Consider the following 17,697-nt stretch of genomic DNA (forward strand, 5'->3'; position numbering starts at 1 on the left):
TCTTTGACTGATACTGAAAATAAGCAGGCTGCAGCTTTTCTACTGCAGCCTGTCTGTTTGACATAAGAAGTTTATCTTCCTAGCACATTGCCGGCATTTCCTGCAACTGCAATACTTTCTTGTCAAGAACAACTTTCTTGAGGAAAATAATCAGGCAGACTGCAGCGAAAATCAATCCTACAGGGAATCCGATGCTGTTAGGGAGTTTGAATCCTTCCGGAGCAATCAGGATATAGTTTGTGGTGACGACTGTCATGAATACAGCAGGAATGACACTCATGAGCCAACCCCATTTGGACTTTGCGTAGGTATACAGATATACTGAACCAGCCCAGAGGACAATCATTGCCAATGTCTGGTTTGACCAGCTGAAGTATCTCCAGATGACACCGAAGTTCATTTGGGACAGTGCAGCACCTACGATGAAAATAGGAACGGAAATCATCAGGCGCTTCATTGTGGATTCCTGGTCTATATTGAACCAGTCGGCAATCGTAAGACGTGCACTGCGGAATGCAGTATCACCGGAGGTGATAGGGCAGGCAATGACACCAAGCATGGCAAGGATACCACCGACCATGCCAAGTGTGCCGGTTGAAATCTCATAGACTACGGAACCTGCGCCGCCGGGGCCATTGTATGCTGTCTGCAATGCGGTCGGGTTTTTATAGAATGCACAGCCGGCTGCTGCCCAAACAAGGGCGATGACACCTTCACAGACCATTGCGCCGTAGAAAATCTTTCTACCGTTTGCTTCAGGATTGAAACAACGTGCCATCAAAGGTGACTGAGTAGAGTGGAATCCTGAAATTGCGCCGCAAGCCACTGTAATGAACATGAACGGGAATATCAGTTTGTGGTCAGGATGTACATTCGTAAAAGTAATCTCAGGCATATGATATGCACCATGGGCAATTCCTGCAAAGATACCGCCGATGATTCCTACTGCCATGATAATCAGCACGATGCCGAACACCGGATAAACCTTGCCGATGATTTTGTCAACAGGAAACATTGTTGCCATGATGTAGTAGATGAGAACGACCAAAAGCCAGAAATTCTGACTGCCGATGAAACCTTTTGTCGGTGTCAATTTGAAGAGCAATCCTGCCGGACCGGTCATGAAGACTGTTCCTACGAAAATCAGCAGGACGACAGAGAAGACTCTCATGACGTTTTTCATCTGAGGACCAAGGTACGTTCCAGTTACTTCTGAAATTGAAGCGCCTCTGTTCCTTTCACTGAGCATGCCGGAAAGATAATCATGTACACCACCGGCGAAAATAGTACCCAGACAAATCCACAGGAAAAACCTGCGGTCCCCACATTGCACCTGCAATGGCACCGAAAATGGGCCCGAGGCCAGCAATGTTCAGCAACTGTACGAGGAAGACTTTCCACGTAGGCAACAGTATGTAGTCTACATCGTCTTCCATGGCAATTGCAGGTGTCCGCCTGTCATCGGGTCCGAAAACTTTTTCTACGAACTTGCCATAGGTTAGGTATCCTATGATCAGGACAGCCAAAGCAATAAAGAATGAAATCATTACGATCCTCCTAACTTGCATTCAGTCTAATAGCAGAATTTCGTTTTGTATAGTCCACAGTAAACAGGTTTTGTGTAGTAATAACAAGCTTTTTGTTTTACTATTTTTGTATTGATAGCTTATAAATGGTTATAATAATTGCAATTAATGGATAATAAAATATTAAGACCTTCCATAGAAAATATTATGGTTTGTTAGAAAAATGCCAGGGATGTTGTCTGTCTGAGAAAGTATTGCAATGATTTGTTTCTGGAGGCAGACAATAGAAAATATAGCAGGCAGTTCAGCCTGGTTGCCGGTTCATTTCATCGACTGCTACTGTATTGCTGCGTGGTTGATGTTCCCTGTCATATGTTTATGGCTATCCCGAAATTTTTACTGCCATAAATCTGTTGTTGAAAAAAAACATGACTCCCTGTCTGCAGGAGTCATGTAATAATAAGGAGGTTGTATGTTGGGAGAAAGCGAGCTGTTTGTCATTGCTCTGACTTTTCCCACATGTTTGATTATAAGGTAAAGAATTTTCTAACTTATGTCAATAGACATGTTAATAAATATGTAAAAAAATTTTTATTTTTATATTTATTTATACTATAATAAAAAATAATACATTACTTATGACATTATATAAAAAAGTATTGTTTTATTATCACTTGCTGTTACAAAATAATCATATTCCAAAGCTTTATGTGAGTCTGTCCTTGACTTGACAAGATAGTCAGTACTGAGTATATAGTAGTCAGTACTGACTACTATATTTTGAGGCAATATATGATTCCGCTTTATATCCTTGGTATTTTACTTCGTTTTGGACCTCAGCATGGTTATAGGATTAAGAAGATCATTGCTGAGCAACTATCTGATTTTACCCAGATAAAATTACCGACCATCTACTATCATCTGGAAGGAATGCAGAAGAATGGTTTGCTGAAGATTCTTGATGGAAAGAGTGAAGGTAAAACAGAAAAGACTGTATATGCAATTACTGACAAAGGAAAACAGGTATTCCAAGGGTTGCTGGCCAAGTTGCTGAAATCCGAGTATCGTCCGGTCTATCCGAATGATGCGGTCTTCTATTTCTTTGAGTATCTTGATCCCGATGCAATCCAGGAAAGTCTGCAGGATTATGCCAATAGGTTGGAAGGAGTAATTGCCTATTTGGAAAAACATAGGAAAGAAACTCTTGCATACGTCCCTGAGGATGCGACTGTGCCAGTAACTGTCATTTTTGACCATCATATGCAGCACTATCAGGGCAGAGCTTGCATTGGGCGAGGGAGGCACTGGAAAAAATTCGTAGGAAAGAAAGACAATGATATGATAGAACCAAGGAAAATTGAAACGGATGAGGGGATCCAGGACAATGTGACTGTGAAAATCTTTGATGATTTTGCCAGGAACATGAGGGATAAGGGATGGAACAATGTGAATGTCATACTGAAGTCCGGTATTACGGGGGGCAAGGTACTGGAAATCGGTCCTGGACCGGGATATGTCGGATTGGAATGGCTGAAGAAGACTTCGGAAAGTGGGTTGTCAGCAATTGAAATCAGCAATGCAATGATTCTACTTGCAGAAAAGAATGCAAAGGCATATGGACTGCAGGATAGGGTTCACTACATTGAAGGAAACTGCATGCAGCTGCCTTTTGATGCAATGTCCTTTGATGCGGTGTTTTCAAACGGTTCATTGCATGAGTGGAAGGATCCCATCAAGGCATTCAATGAAATTCATAGAGTGCTTGTACCAGGAGGACGTCTGTGCATAACAGATCTGAGACGTGACGTCGGGACAAGCCGGAAATGGATGATCTATCATTCGACCTTTTCCAAGGAAATAAGACCTGGTCTTCTTACTTCCTTGGGTGCTGCCTACACCGTAAAGGAATTGCAGGAGATTATTAGGAAAACTGCTTTCCATAATCTGACGATACAGGAGGCATTTTTTGGGCTTTGCATATCAGGAACCAAACAATAGGCTTTGAAATGACGATTGATTGATGGGGTCCTGAAATTGATGGCAGGATAATGATTTTACAGACAATTATCCTATCTGGAAAAAGAGTACTGGGGCGTAAGGCACAGGGTATCCAGATAGGATATAAGGATTCGAAGGCATATATGGCTTATCTGGCTGTATCATAGAAGGCTGTCATTCCTTCTTTGAGGAAGCTGGTATCCATGACGCCGCCAGTCTCGTAAGGGGAATGCATTGCCAGTTGGGCTACGCCTATATCCACCGTCGGCAGGGAAAGATGCATGTTTGCAAGGTTGCCTAACGTAGAGCCTCCAGGTTGATCGGAATTGTTGACGAACTCTTGGTATGGTATGTTTTTGGAATCCAAGATGGTTTTCAGCATAGCTGCACTGAAAGCATCCGTAGTGTATTTTTGGTTTGCACTGTGCTTGATCAGTATGCCTCCGTTAGGAACCGGATGGTTGACCGGATCACAGGCTTCCCTATAGTTAGGATGCAGAGCATGCCCGTTATCTGCAGAGAGCATGAACCCTTTTGACTGGAGCATGAGGCGTTGTTCTTCATCCAACCCAAGGCTATATCCTATTCTTCTGACGGTTGACAGCAAAAAATCACCCATAGCGCCTTGCTTGGTACCACTTCCGACTTCTTCGTTGTCCATCAAGGCAAGCAGTTTTATGCTGTTTGTCTGTTTCTTGCTTGCAAGCAGTGCTTCCAAACCACAATAGGCACACTGCAGGTCATCAATTCTCGGAGAGGAAAAGAATTCTCCCTCAAGGCCCCAGATGGTTCCTTTCATCCTGTTGTAGAGAAAGAGATCATAGTCAGCAAGATTGTCTTCCTTTACGCCAAGTTGCTGTGCCAACAGCTGTTTGATGCCATTCTTGTGGTTCCCCAAGGCAAGGATAGGCAGGCTGTCTTTCTGCTTGCTGTAGCTTTTGCCGTCGTTTGCCTTCCTGTTCTGGTGGATAGCCAGGTTGACGATGGCAACCAAATCCCGATCAAAGTTGACCAGTCTTTCTTCAACTGTTTTTCCTGATTTGACAAAAGCTCTACCCGCAAGGGAAAGCGGACGGTCGAACCAGGGAGCTATGAGCATGCCGCCATACCCTTCGGTATTGAGTACCGTGTACTTGTTTTCTATGACGATCTCAGGATTGACCTTGAGGTAAAAGGAAGGTGAGTCAGTGTGAGCGGCAATGATTGATATTTCTTCAGGTTCTGTCTCGGGAAGAATGAATGCAATGATTGCGGAACAGTTTCGGGATACATAGTATTTGCCACCGGCTTTGCAATTGAATCTTTTCTTTTCATCAAGTTCAGTGAATCCTGCCAGTTTCAACCTATGTGCAGTTTCAGCCGTAGCTTGAAAACTGGTAGGGCTTGCTTCAATGAATTTCAGCAAGGCCTGTGTATCATCGATGTAATTTTGTTCCATGCTTATTTCCTCCATAACCTGCCTGTCAGTACTATAGCCTTTGTAGGCTGTTTAGACAATCACATGTTGCCCTCTCAGCCATGGGTGCTGTTGACTGTTTTGAAAAAATGATATATCTGTTGTATGTCATTATGTATATAGGAATAAGTCTGAGATAATCATTGTATCTGTTCATTGATGAGGTGCTTGCATGACTGAAGTTCTTTATCGGCCTGACCATATGATTCTTTCCGTAGGGTACAGGCAACCATCCTTTCATCGACATCTTGCAAAACATATTTTGGTCAGCCTGCAGAGTAAGTTGGAGTGTAGGGTAGCTGGCCAAGTATTGCAATGCAAAGGTATCTGCATTGATTCCGAAGTATTCCATACGGCAGCTCCATTGTCCGGTACCTTGCTTGTGTTGTTGGTTGACGAAACGAGCAGCCTTTCAGACCAACTGGAAGATATATACCTGAGGGGGCAATCTTTCTGTATCTTGGATGAAGAATCTTGTAGCCGTGTAACAGAAGCATGGGAAAAACGTTGTGATGACTGGAAACAAGTGGATGCCGATCTTCTTTCTTGTTTCGGTTTTCATCTTGGCCAAGTCAGTGCATATGATGTCAGGATCCGTACTGTCGTAGACTATCTGCATAGAAGCGAAACGGTTGATGGAAATACATTGGATATTCTTTGTAAAAGTATTTGCCTATCAAAAAGCCGGTTGGCACATTTGTTCAAGCAGCAGATCGGAGTGTCTTTGGGCAGTTATATGGTATTTGAAAAAGTTCGGAAAACCTATGGCTATGTACAGAGTGGAGAAGACTTGACTACGGCCTGCATACATGCTGGTTTCTATAGTTCCTCTCATTTTTCTGCTACCTATCGTCGTATGTTCGGATTGTCCTGCCGTGATTTTCACCATGGAACCATCATTCACGATATATCGTAGCGTTTTTTTGAAAGTCTTGTTTTGATTTTTCCCATATCATTCTGGTGAAGTGAGGAGGAATGACAGCATTGATACAGGTTGATGATGAATTCAAAGTCGGTTCTTTCAATTTCAATCCATTGCCTAACTTCAATTTTCAATTGAACAGGACCGTGATGTGGAACGGCGGGGATCCTGCGGATATCAGTCGCATCGCAGGGCGGATTACCGACAGTGGTACTTGGAAAAAAGAAATGATTGCACTCGGGGACCAGGCACTTTCACAAGGCAGGCACAAGGAAGCGATTGCATACTATCGGATGAGTGAATTCTTCATGTTTGACGGAGATCCGGACAAATTGAAGTATTACCGTCTTGCAGCAAAAATGTTCAGTGAATATTACCATGATTATTTTGAACGTAAGCTTGTAATCCGATATGAAGTGCCGTATGAGAATGTCAAACTGCCCGTCATGTATACCGGTGCCCAAGGAGAGAAGAAGGGGATTGTCCTTTTCCATGGAGGAAATGATTCCTACTATGAGGAATTCTTCATTCCCATGCTTTATTTTTCAGAACATGGCTTTGATGTATATCTCTTTGAAGGTCCCGGACAAGGTAGCGTGTTGCGATTGCAGGGAAAACCCTTTACTTACCGATGGGAAAAGCCTGTCAAGGCCATCATGGACAAGTTTGACTTGGATGATGTAACGATTGTCGGGGCATCCTTGGGAGGTATGCTGGCTCCGCGTGCGGCTGCATTCGAGAAGAGGATAAGACGCGTCGTTGCATGGTCTATATTTCCTGGATTCATGGACCTTCTGTATGCAAAACTGCCACCGGCAGCCTGTATGGGCCTGGGGCTGTTGCTGAAGACAAGAGCAAAAGTTATTGTAGACCTGTTGTTCAACCATGCCGCAAAGAAGAATGAAATGCTCAAATGGGGACTTGGACATGGATTGTATGCCTATGGAGCTTCATCTCCTTACCAAGCTCTTTCCAAGTTGAGCCGATATCAGATGCTGGATATTGCTCCATTGATTGACCAGGATGTCCTTATCATAGGAGCGAATCAGGATCATTTTATCGACTACCGGCTGGTCGGCAAGGAAATTGATGCACTTACCGATGTCAGATCATTGACGGTGAGGCTGTTTACGGAAAAAGAAGATGCAGGAGCTCATTGCAACGTAGGCAATGCGAAGCTTGTAATGGATACCATGATCAATTGGATAAGTTCAGTTACGTAAATACGGAATAAACGTTCCCTTCTGCTGCTGGCAGTGTCCAGTAGCAGGGGAAACGTTTTTCGTTCAGCTGAAATATCTGATGGCTCCTAAGAACAGCCTGTCATCCTGCTTTGCAGGTGTGTTCTTGTACAGTCCTTTGCAGCAACGTTCGTTGTGAGCCATTTTCCCAAGGACCCTGCCATCCGGTGAGAGCAGTGATTCAATCGCCTCGGTGCTGCCATTTGGGTTTGTTTCGATATCCATTGATGGGTTACCTTTGATGTCACAGTATTGGGTACCTATCTGCCCAGCCTTGATGAGCCTTTCCAAATGATCAGGGTCACAGACAAATCTTCCTTCTCCATGGCTGATCGGTGCCATGGTGATTTCACCGATTTCAAACTGGCTGAGCCAAGGACTGGCATTTGTACAGATTCTTGTCCTTACCAATCTTGACTGGTGCCGGCCGATCGTATTGTATGTCAATGTCGGATCATCTGCCTTGATCTCTGTAATCCTGCCGTATGGTACCAAGCCAAGTTTGATCAGTGCCTGGAAGCCATTGCAGATACCGAGTATGAGACCGCCCCTGTCATTGAGCAATCTGTCGATTTCTTCGCTTATATAAGGAGATCGGAGAAAGTTGCTGATGAATTTTCCGCTTCCGTCAGGCTCGTCTCCGCCAGAGAAACCTCCGGGAATGAAAAGGACTTGTGCCTCATGCAGCCTTTTTGCAAACTGTTTGGCACTTTCCATGACTCTCTCAGCACTTTGGTTGTTTATGACGAAAGTTTCTGCTGTCCCTCCGGCTCTTCCAATTGCCTTGCAACTGTCGTACTCACAGTTGGTGCCAGGGAATACCGGCAACAGGAAAACAGGTCTTGCATACGTTTTTCCTTTCAGTGGTTCACGCCTGATGCCTTGGATATGCCTGACTGCAGCGGTCTGTTCCTGGTTAGCCTTTCTTGGATAGACAGGTTCAAGTACGCTGTCCGATACTGCTTCGATTTCACTGAGATCGACACTTTCTGTACCTTGTATCAGCCTGTAGGCTCTGATTGTACGTCCTATGACGGTAAAGCATTCTCCTTCAGGTACGCTGCTATGTTTACATTCGAGGATAATCTGTCCCAATGAGGCAGAGAACAGATTGACGCCTTCCCGGATTTCACAACCTATCCTGTTGCCGAAACTCATCTTGCACAAAGCTTCTGCCAAGCCGTGTCGGCCAAGTGCGAAAGAAGCATAGGCTTTCTTCCCATGGATCAATGCTTCGGCCTTTGAGAGCGAAGATCGCAGGTGTTTCCTATCAGGGGTGAACAGAACAAGGGGCGAACCGACTTTGCTGAAGCAGGACGGTATAACACAGCCGTTTTTTGTCGTACTGACAGCAAATGAAACGAGTGTATTCGGTACGTCCAGTTCGTTGAATGTTCCGCTCATGGAATCCTTGCCTCCGATGGCGGCTATTCCCAAGTCGAGCTGGGCCTGGAGGCTCCCGAGGAGTGCGGCGAAAGGCTTTCCCCAACGTTTGGGCTCTGTATCAGTACGTCCGAAATATTCCTGTAGCGTCAGATACATGTGGTCAAGTCTGCCTCCGCTTGCAATGTTCTTGCAAACCGAGGACACCACTGAAGCATAGGCTCCTTTATAAGGAGTGTGTTCCATCGTCACAGGGTCGAAACCATAGCTCATCACAGTACAGTCAGTTGTCTTTCCTTCAACAGGAAACTGTGCGACCATACTTTGTTCAGGGCTTTTCTGATAGATGCCGCCATAAGGCATGAGCACCGTAGCTGTACCGATGGTTGCATCAAAGCGTTCACTGCAGCCTTGTCGGGAACAGCAGTCAAGCGAGGCAAACAATTGCCTGCACCTTTCATGCAGATCCTTCTGCTGATACTCTTCCGGGTAGCCGGTACTGTCCGCTTCTTCAGGTACTTCTACCGTGCAGGATTTCGCTGCGCCGTTGGTATCAAGGAATGCCCTGTCGATATCGACGATCTTCCTCGTTCTATGATACATGACCAAGGTCGGTCTTTCCGTTACTTTGGCTACGATGGTTGCCTCGATGTTTTCCTGATCTGCCAATTCCATGAAACGTGCAGCATCCTGCGGGGCTACGACCACAGCCATTCGTTCCTGTGATTCACTGATGGCAAGCTCGGTACCGTCAAGACCTGCATACTTTGTCGGAACCTTGTCCAGGTCGATTTCAAGGCCTGGGGCAAGTTCTCCGATGGCGACGCTTACACCTCCGGCTCCGAAATCATTGCATCGTTTGATCATCCGACTGGCTTCCTTGTTCCTGAACAATCTCTGCAACTTTCTTTCTTCTGGAGCATTTCCTTTCTGGACTTCTGAGCCACAGGCAGAAAGGGAAGACGTATCATGGCTTTTTGAGGAACCTGTTGCGCCTCCGCAACCGTCCCTTCCTGTACGTCCGCCGATAAGCAATACGACATCTTCTGCCTGAGGCCTTTCCCTGATGACGTTTTCCTGTGGTACAGCGCCGATGACAGCGCCCAACTCCATGTGCTTTGCCTTGTAACCGTCATGGTAGATTTCATCGACAAGACCGGTTGCAAGACCCACTTGGTTCCCATAGCTGCTGTTGCCTGCTGCTGCTGTACGCGCAAGCTTCCGTTGGGGAAGCTTGCCCTTCATTGTGTCTTCCACCTTTTCCAAGGGGTTGCCGCATCCTGCGATACGCATTGCCTGATAGACGTAGGCCCGGCCTGAAAGTGGATCCCTGATAGCCCCTCCTATGCAGGTTGCAGCTCCGCCGAAAGGTTCAATCTCCGTAGGGTGGTTATGCGTTTCGTTCTTGAACAACAGCAGATACGGAACTGACTCACCATTGACCTTGACTGTTGTCTTGACTGTACATGCATTGATTTCTTCACTTGCATCAAGGCCTCTGACAGTAATGTACCTAGGGCCCGAAGTTGCAATATCCATCAGCGTGACAGGTTTCTTCCTTCCTTTTTTCTGCCGGAGTTCCAAGTAATGTCCATATGTTTCCTTGACATTTGTATCTGCTATCTTTGCTTCCTTGATGACGGTCGAGAATGTCGTATGCCGGCAATGGTCACTCCAGTATGTATCGACGACCCTCAGTTCCGTTTCAGAAGGTTGCCGCCCTTTGTCCTTGAAGTATTGCTGGAACAGTGCCAGGTCTTCCTCATCCATTGCCAGGCCTTTGCTGCTTCCCAATGCCTGCAGACCTTCTTTGTCAAGTTCGTTGAAACCTTCGATGCTTGAAATATCGGGTGGAATTGGGTAATTCACATCAAGGCTGCTGACTTTACCCAGATCAGCTTCCCTCGCTTCAACAGGATTGAGCAGGTAGCTTCTGATCGTAGCCACAGCTTGGCTGCTGAGCTGCCCTTTCAGCAGATAGACGGTGGCACATCGTATTTCCGGACGTTTGCATAGGCCGAGAAGCTGTACACACTGGGCAGCGGAATCGGCTCGTTGGTCAAATTGTCCCGGCAGATATTCAAGGGCAAAAATGGTACCTTTTTCTGTAATCTCGTTATGCAAGGTATCCGTCTGTATCGTACTGAATACAGTCGTAAGGGACTTTGTGAACAGGTCATCACTGATATGGTCAATGTCGTAACGGATGTAGATGACCAAATCCTCCAGATTGATCTGAAGGAATTCACGTATTTCCTTCAACAATGCTGTATCTGTTCCTTTTCGGACGAATATCCTGTGTACCATTTCAGTTTTCTCCCAATTTTTCCAAGGCTTTTTGTCCGATATCCCTTCGGTAATACTTGCCTTCGAATGATATCTTTTCAGCGTCTCCATAGACTTGCTGCAGTGCTTCCTTGAGTGTCAGGGCTGTAGCAGCCAATCCCAGGACTCTGCCGCCATCAGTGTAGCAATGGCCTTCTTCTTTGCAGATTCCTGAGGGAAAAACCACGCTTTTCATTTTTGGAATATTGATTTCCTTATGTTTCTCGAAAGAAATCGGATAGCCATTGTTTGCCAGTACGAGACAAGCGGCTGACCTGTTTGTACTGAAAATGATGGGAACCCTGTCCAGGGTGCCGTTCCTTGTGGCTTCCATGATCGGCAGCAGTTTGCTTTCAAGCAAGGGAAGGATAACCTGGGTCTCGGGGTCCCCGAAACGGCAGTTGTATTCAATGACTTTCGGGCCATCCTTCGTGAGCATAAGACCTACATACAGACACCCCTTGAACGATCTGCCTTCCTTCTGCATGCCTGTAATGGTCGGCAGCAATATCTTTTCCCTGCAGGTCCTTGCGATCTGGGGGGTATAGAACGGATTGGGGGCTATGCAGCCCATGCCACCTGTATTCGGTCCTGTATCACCATCTCCGATGCGCTTGTGATCCATCGAAGTTACCATTTCCTTGATGTGCGTGCCATCGGTAAAGCACAGGAGCGACACTTCGGGGCCTTCCAGCAATTCTTCGATGACGACTGTCTGCCCACTTTGCCCGAATTTGAGGTTTTCCATCATTTCCTTGATGCACATGGTTGCTGCATCTTTGTCCTGGACGATGGAAACACCTTTGCCGAAGGCCAGTCCGTTTGCCTTCAGCACGACAGGATAGCTGCAGGAGGCAAGGAAATCGAGTGCCTGGCCTTCATCGGAGAAAATCTCATATGATGCAGTGGGAATGTCCCAGCGTTTCATGAAATTCTTTGCAAAAGCTTTGGAGCCTTCGAGCATGGCCGCAGTTCCGCTGGGCCCGAAACAAGGTATCCCGACGGCTTCAAGCCTGTCTACAAGTCCCATGACCAAAGGGTTGTCCGGAGTGACGATTGCAAAATCGACTTTATGTGTCCTTGCAAACTTTATGATGGCTTCCAGATCCGTTGCTCCGATCGGTACGTTTGTACAGGTTTCAGACAGCCCTCCGTTGCCGGGCAAGGCATAGATGGTACCTACATCGCCGTCTTTTCTCAGTTTCCATGCAATGGCAGCTTCCCGGCCACCGGAACCGATCAACAGGATATCCTTCATGGTTTTTACCTCCCTCAATGATGAAACAGTCGGACGCCATCAAAGGCCATAGTGATGCCATGTTCGTTACAGGCTTCAATTACCTGGTCATCCCGGGTGGAACCTCCTGGTTGTGCTATATAGCTGACTCCGGTTCTGTATGCTCTGTCTATGTTGTCCCTGAAGGGGAAGAATGCATCACTGCCGAGACTTATGCCTTTTGCTTTTGCAATCCAAGCTTTCTTTTTTTCTGAAGTGAATACTTCCGGTTTCTTTGTAAAGTACTGCTGCCAGATGCCTTCGCTGAAGTAGTCGGTTTCCTTTTCATCGGCAAGATATTGTTCGACCAGATTGTCTTTCTGATTACGGGAAAGTCCCTTGCAGAAAGGCAATGCAAGGCAGTTGTCACTTATGCGCAGAAGCCAATGCTCCGCTTTCTCAGCTGCCAACCGTGTACAATGGATCCTGCTTTGCTGCCCTGCGCCGACGCCGATCGTCTGTCCATGGTAGGCTAGGCAGACAGAATTTGACTGGGTGTATTTCAGGCTGACCAGTGCAACCAGAAGATCCCTTTCTGCATCTTCACCTAGTACCTTGTTTTTCGTGATGATATTGCCGAGGATGCTTTTGTCCAGTCTGCAGGCATCTCTTTCCTGTTCGAACATGATGCCGTAGACACTGCGTATCTCTATGGGATCAGGGACATAAGTTTCATCAATCTGCAGCACCAGGTAGCTGCCGTTCCGTTTTGCCTTCAATATTTCCAAGGCTTCAGGTGAGTAGCCCGGTGCTATGACACCATCGGAAACTTCCCTGTTGATACATCTTGCAGTTTCTTCGTCACAGGTACGGGAAAGTGAGATGAAGTCTCCGAAAGAAGACATCCTGTCTGCTCCCCGTGCCCTGACAAAAGCGGTAGCCAGTGGGGTAAGCTGTTCACTTTTCCTTATGAAGTACATTTTACGTTCTGCTTCGGAAAGCGGGACGGCAACCGCAGCACCGGCGGGGGAAACATGCTTGAAGGAAGTTGCGGCAGGCAAGCCGAGAGCCTGGTCAAGTTCCCGTACCAATTGGTAGCCGTTCAAAGCATCAAGCAAGTTGATGAACCCAGGTTTACCATTATGGACGGTAATAGGCAATTCCTTGTTTCCTTCCATGTAGATCCTGGCATGTTTCTGATGGGGGTTGCATCCATATTTAAGTTCCAGACTATGCATTCCTATCTCCTTTTCTGTTGATCAGATAATCGTCTTCTCCGACAGTTGCTGCATAACAGGAAATTCTGTTGTCTGCATCAAGGCTGTCATAGAGAAGACTGCACAAGGTTTCGGCATCCTGGCAGTGGTTCAGTTCCAGTTTCCTTGGTTCCCCTTGGAATGATGGCAGGGGATCCCCATCATCTTCATAGGTGTGGATGGTGTAACAGGTACCGGGGATAAGGTCTCCATAGGTCCATGAGCTGCGTTCGCATGTTCCGTTTGTCCTGCGCAGGATTGACAGGTAAAGACATCCTTCCTTGAACATGCCGCTGATCCTAGGCGTATAGGCAGGTGCATCATCCTCATATTGTCTGCTTTCCAATGCTTGGCTGAATCCTGTTCCTTCCTGCAGGCCGTCTGCTATGGAATCACTTTGGTCTCCGTTTGTAAAGATTTCCTCAGAGGTGTTCCTGATGATTGCGTTGTAGATGATGAGGTGAGGGTCACTGAGCAGGCTGGGATCATAGGCAACTGTCTTTACGATGTTGCCTGCTTTCCTGAATACCCTGTTCCTGCTGTGTTCGCTTCTGCCCATGATGGCATAGGCGTAGAGCAACTTTCCATCTTCACTTTTACCTGCTACGATCGTCCTGCCTGGATACCGTAGTTTTCCAAAGTATGTCCTAATGTCCATTTTCAAGCTCCTTGCAAAGCATATCTACCGCCGGAGGCAGGATTTTCCACTCTGCTTCTTCCATGACTCGTTTCTGGAGGATTTCAGGAGTGTCTTCCGGTTGCACTTCTACGGCTTTCTGCATAAGTATCTTTCCACCATCAGGAATTTCGTTTACCAGATGTACGGTAGCTCCTGTAAGGGTAACCCCACGTTCCAGCACTGCCTGATGTACTTTCAGTCCGTAGAAGCCTTTCCCGCAGAAACTTGGGATCAATGACGGATGAATATTGATGATACGTCCCTCATGCTTTTTCGTAAAGGCCGGTGACAGTATTTTCAGAAATCCTGCAAGTACGATGACCTCGATTCTGTTTGCTTCCAACAGGTAGTCAAGCTTTTCTTCGAAACCCGGTTTTGAAATGAAATGATGTTCCAAGCCTGCCTTGCTTGCACGTTCAAGGGCAAAGGCATCCTTCCTGTTTGAGACTACCATGGCAAGTTTCCCATAGGAAAAAGGATAATCGATCAGAGCCTGGAGATTTGTTCCGTTTCCACTGACCAGCACAGCAACCGGGATCATAGGATGACCTTTCCGTTTCCATGGACAACGGTACCGATCTGGTAAGCTCCGTCCAGCTGGGCAAGGACAGCTTCTGTGTCCTTGGAAGCTACGGTCAGGCACATGCCGACACCCATGTTGAATGTATTGAACATGTTTTCCTCAGTGATGTTTCCTTTGTCCTGAATCAATTGGAAGATAGCTGGGATCCTGATTTTCTGCATGTCGATGACGGCATCCTGTTCTGGCTTGAGGGAACGTGGAATGTTTTCAAAGAAACCGCCCCCTGTTATATGGGCCACTGATTTTACCAACCCCTTCTCAATGAGCGGCAGTACTTGGCTGACATAGATGCAGGTTGGAGTGAGCAGTGTCTGTGCCAAGGGCTTGTCTAGGACTCCGAATGTCTTGTCCTTGTCCTTTTCCAGGTCAAAGACCTTCCTTACGAGAGAAAAACCGTTTGAGTGGACTCCGCTGGAAGGGAGGGCGACAATGGCATCTCCATCTTCGACCAGTTCCGGCCCGATCATTTTCTTCTTGTCGACTATGCCTACGGCGAATCCTGCGATATCATATTCTCCATTTTGGTAAAAACCAGGCATCTCTGCAGTTTCTCCACCGACAATGGCTGCTTTGGCTGCAAGGCAACCTTGGCTTACTCCCTCTACGATATCGGCTACTTTCTCAGGGATGTTCTTCCCTATGGCTATATAGTCCAGGAAAAAGAGAGGGCGGGCTCCACAGCATATTATGTCATTGACACACATTGCTACGCAGTCGATACCTACTGTGTCGTGTTTGTCAAGGAGAAAGGCAATCTTCAGCTTGGTACCGACTCCGTCCGTTCCTGAAACTAGTACGGGTTGCTCCATTCCTTTTGTATCCAATTGGAATGAACCGCCGAATCCCCCGATCATGGACAGTGCATTCCCTGTCATGGTCTTTCTGACTTTTTCCTTGATCAATTCGACGCTCCGGTAGCCGGCCTTGAGGTCGACTCCGGAATTCTTGTAGCTGAGATTTTCACTCATTTGCTGTTCCTCTGTCATATTTGTCTTTTCGGCCGGTCTTGTCGACCTGCAGTGGATATTTTCCTGTAAAGCAGGCTGTACAGAATCCCTTGCTGGGAATATCTGCAAGTTTGCTGACATTGTCCGTGCTAAGGAAACCTATGGAATCGACATCCAATATCTGTTTCATTTCCTCGTCATTGTATTTGTATGCAAAGAGGTTTTCGCTTGAATCGATGTCAGTACCGAAATAGCAAGGGTACAGAAACTTTGGTGCAGCGGAAAGAAAATGTACTTCTTTTGCACCTTTGCTTCTTAACAGGGAGACCAGCCTTTTGCTGGTAGTACCCCTGACAATGGAATCATCGATGAGGATGACCCGCTTTCCATTGACAACCGAAGTAATGGGATTGAGCTTGATGCTGACAGCCCGTTCCCTGTTGCCTTGTCCTGGTTGGATGAATGTACGACCTATGTACTTGTTTTTGATCAGTCCGATTTCATAGGGAATCCCGCTCTGGCGTGCATAGCCTATGGCAGCATCGATACCGCTGTCAGGAACTCCGATGACCACGTCTGCTTGGATCGGATGTTCAAGGGCCAGGAACCCTCCTGCCCGTATCCGAGCCTTGTGGACACTTATGCCATCCAGCTTTGAGTCCGGACGGGCAAAGTAAATCAATTCAAAGACGCAGAGACTCCTTGGTTTTCCGCAATGGCTTCTGTCACTTTTCAGCTTGTCATTCTGGATGGAGATGATTTCTCCTGGTTCTATATCCCTGATGAACGTACCCCCGATAGCGTCGATTGCACAGCTTTCACTGCTGACAAGATAATGTCCGTCGACACTGCCCAGGCACAGCGGCCTGAATCCGTTGGGGTCACGGGCTGCAAGCAGTTTTCCCTGGGTCATGACTGCAAGGGAGTAGGCACCTTTGATCTGGTCCATTGTCTTGGACAATGCCGCTTCGATCGTAGGTTCCTTCATTCTGTTTCCTGTAAGGATATAGGCAATTACTTCAGTGTCACTTGAGGTATGGAAGATGCAGCCGGCTTCTTCAAGCTGTCTTCTCAGCTGCATATCGTTGGTAAGGTTGCCGTTATGGGCAAGTGCCATGCTGCCTTCAAGATGGTTGATCACAAGTGGCTGGACATTTGCTCTCAGGCTGCTTCCTGTCGTACCATAACGGACATGTCCCAGTGCCATCTGGGCACCTGCCAGCATACTGAGCCTTGTAGTATCAAAAACTTCATTGACCAGACCCAGATCTTTATGTATACAGATCTGTCCGTTTTTGTTTACCGCAATTCCACAGCCTTCCTGTCCCCTGTGCTGGAGGGCAAACAGGCCATAGTAGGTATCAGTTGCAGGATCCCGCCCGCTTGTACCGCTGATGGCGAAGATCCCGCATTCTTCATGCAGCTTTTGCATTTAGTTTGCTCCGAAGATACGGTGATATACTTCCTGATAAGCCTCTTCGACATTCCCAAGATCCCTGCGGAACCTGTCCTTGTCAAGTTTTTCATTTGTCCTGGAATCCCAGAAACGGCAGGTATCAGGGGAAATCTCATCTGCCAGAATGATATTGCCTTCTTCATCCTTGCCGAATTCAAGCTTGAAATCGACCAATGTGATATCATGGTAGATGAAATATTGTTTCAGGACCCTGTTTATCTGGAAGGCATAGGTGGTGATGATGTCCAGGTCTTCTTCGGTTGCAAAGCCGAGTGCAAGGATATGATACCGGTTGACCATCGGGTCACCCAATGCATCATTCTTATAGCAGAATTCAAGCACGGGAGAAGCAAGGGCAGTGCCTTCTTCAAGGCCCAGACGCTTGGCAAGGGAACCCGCGGCTATGTTACGTACGATTACTTCCAATGGGACGATTTTTACCCGTTTGACCAAGGTCTGCCTGTCGTCCAGTTCCTTTTCCAAGTGTGTCGGAATCTCAGTAGTTTCCTCGATGACTCTCATTAGGTGATTGGAAAGCTTGTTATTGATGACACCCTTTCCTGTGATGGTTCCCTTCTTGACACCATTGAAGGCGGTTGCATCATCCTTGTAATCCACAATGCACAGTCCTGGTTCGTCCACGGCCCAGACTTTCTTGGCCTTACCTTCGTACAGCAGTTCTTTCTTTTCCATATTTTCCTCCCGATAC

Annotated in this window: 12 protein-coding genes and 1 pseudogene; 3 read left to right on the forward strand and 10 right to left on the reverse strand. The window is 46.8% G+C overall.

Going from position 1 to position 17,697, the window contains the following annotated elements; genetic code table 11:
- Positions 1–79: 79 nt before the first annotated feature.
- Positions 80–1,547: pseudogene (locus LKE40_14645) on the reverse strand (carbon starvation protein A).
- 771 nt (positions 1,548–2,318) lie between these two features.
- On the opposite strand from LKE40_14645, the gene LKE40_14650 reads away from it, so the two are divergent.
- Positions 2,319–3,524, forward strand: coding sequence for a methyltransferase domain-containing protein (locus tag LKE40_14650; protein MCH3918667.1), 1,206 nt, complete (start codon positions 2,319–2,321; stop codon positions 3,522–3,524).
- Between the two features lie 148 nt (positions 3,525–3,672).
- On the opposite strand, the gene LKE40_14655 is transcribed toward LKE40_14650, so the two are convergent.
- On the reverse strand, positions 3,673–4,962 hold the full coding sequence (locus LKE40_14655; protein ID MCH3918668.1) for a M18 family aminopeptidase: 1,290 nt from the start codon (positions 4,960–4,962) through the stop codon (positions 3,673–3,675).
- A gap of 190 nt (positions 4,963–5,152) precedes the next feature.
- Here LKE40_14655 and LKE40_14660 point away from each other — a divergent pair, with 190 nt between their 5' ends.
- Positions 5,153–5,896, forward strand: a complete 744-nt coding sequence (locus LKE40_14660) for a helix-turn-helix domain-containing protein (protein MCH3918669.1) — start codon at positions 5,153–5,155, stop codon at positions 5,894–5,896.
- Positions 5,897–5,955: 59 nt separating this feature from the next.
- The gene (locus LKE40_14665; GenBank protein MCH3918670.1) at positions 5,956–7,125 is read left to right on the forward strand and encodes an alpha/beta hydrolase; all 1,170 of its coding nucleotides are present in this window, start codon (positions 5,956–5,958) and stop codon (positions 7,123–7,125) included.
- A gap of 63 nt (positions 7,126–7,188) precedes the next feature.
- On the opposite strand, the gene LKE40_14670 is transcribed toward LKE40_14665, so the two are convergent.
- From LKE40_14670 to LKE40_14705, 8 genes are read right to left on the reverse strand one after another with little or no spacing between them, the layout of a single operon-like run.
- Positions 7,189–10,833, reverse strand: coding sequence for a phosphoribosylformylglycinamidine synthase (locus LKE40_14670; protein ID MCH3918671.1), 3,645 nt, complete (start codon positions 10,831–10,833; stop codon positions 7,189–7,191).
- Between the two features lies 1 nt (position 10,834).
- Complete coding sequence (gene purD / locus LKE40_14675; GenBank protein MCH3918672.1) at positions 10,835–12,109, reverse strand: phosphoribosylamine--glycine ligase; 1,275 nt, start codon at positions 12,107–12,109, stop codon at positions 10,835–10,837.
- A gap of 14 nt (positions 12,110–12,123) precedes the next feature.
- A complete protein-coding gene (locus LKE40_14680) occupies positions 12,124–13,305 on the reverse strand; it encodes a phosphoribosylaminoimidazolecarboxamide formyltransferase (GenBank protein ID MCH3918673.1) in 1,182 nt (393 codons plus the stop codon).
- The gene (locus LKE40_14685; protein ID MCH3918674.1) at positions 13,298–13,981 is read right to left on the reverse strand and encodes an IMP cyclohydrolase; all 684 of its coding nucleotides are present in this window, start codon (positions 13,979–13,981) and stop codon (positions 13,298–13,300) included. The genes LKE40_14680 and LKE40_14685 overlap by 8 nt, the downstream gene beginning before the upstream one ends.
- The gene (gene purN / locus LKE40_14690; GenBank protein ID MCH3918675.1) at positions 13,971–14,543 is read right to left on the reverse strand and encodes a phosphoribosylglycinamide formyltransferase; all 573 of its coding nucleotides are present in this window, start codon (positions 14,541–14,543) and stop codon (positions 13,971–13,973) included. Before purN ends, LKE40_14685 begins: the two co-directional genes overlap by 11 nt.
- Positions 14,540–15,553, reverse strand: a complete 1,014-nt coding sequence (purM, locus tag LKE40_14695) for a phosphoribosylformylglycinamidine cyclo-ligase (protein MCH3918676.1) — start codon at positions 15,551–15,553, stop codon at positions 14,540–14,542. Before purM ends, purN begins: the two co-directional genes overlap by 4 nt.
- The gene (gene purF / locus LKE40_14700; protein ID MCH3918677.1) at positions 15,546–16,964 is read right to left on the reverse strand and encodes an amidophosphoribosyltransferase; all 1,419 of its coding nucleotides are present in this window, start codon (positions 16,962–16,964) and stop codon (positions 15,546–15,548) included. The genes purM and purF overlap by 8 nt, the downstream gene beginning before the upstream one ends.
- A complete protein-coding gene (locus LKE40_14705) occupies positions 16,965–17,681 on the reverse strand; it encodes a phosphoribosylaminoimidazolesuccinocarboxamide synthase (GenBank protein MCH3918678.1) in 717 nt (238 codons plus the stop codon).
- Positions 17,682–17,697 lie beyond the last annotated feature (16 nt).

Source organism: Spirochaetia bacterium (genome assembly GCA_022482625.1).
Taxonomy (GTDB): domain Bacteria; phylum Spirochaetota; class Spirochaetia; order Sphaerochaetales; family Sphaerochaetaceae; genus Pleomorphochaeta.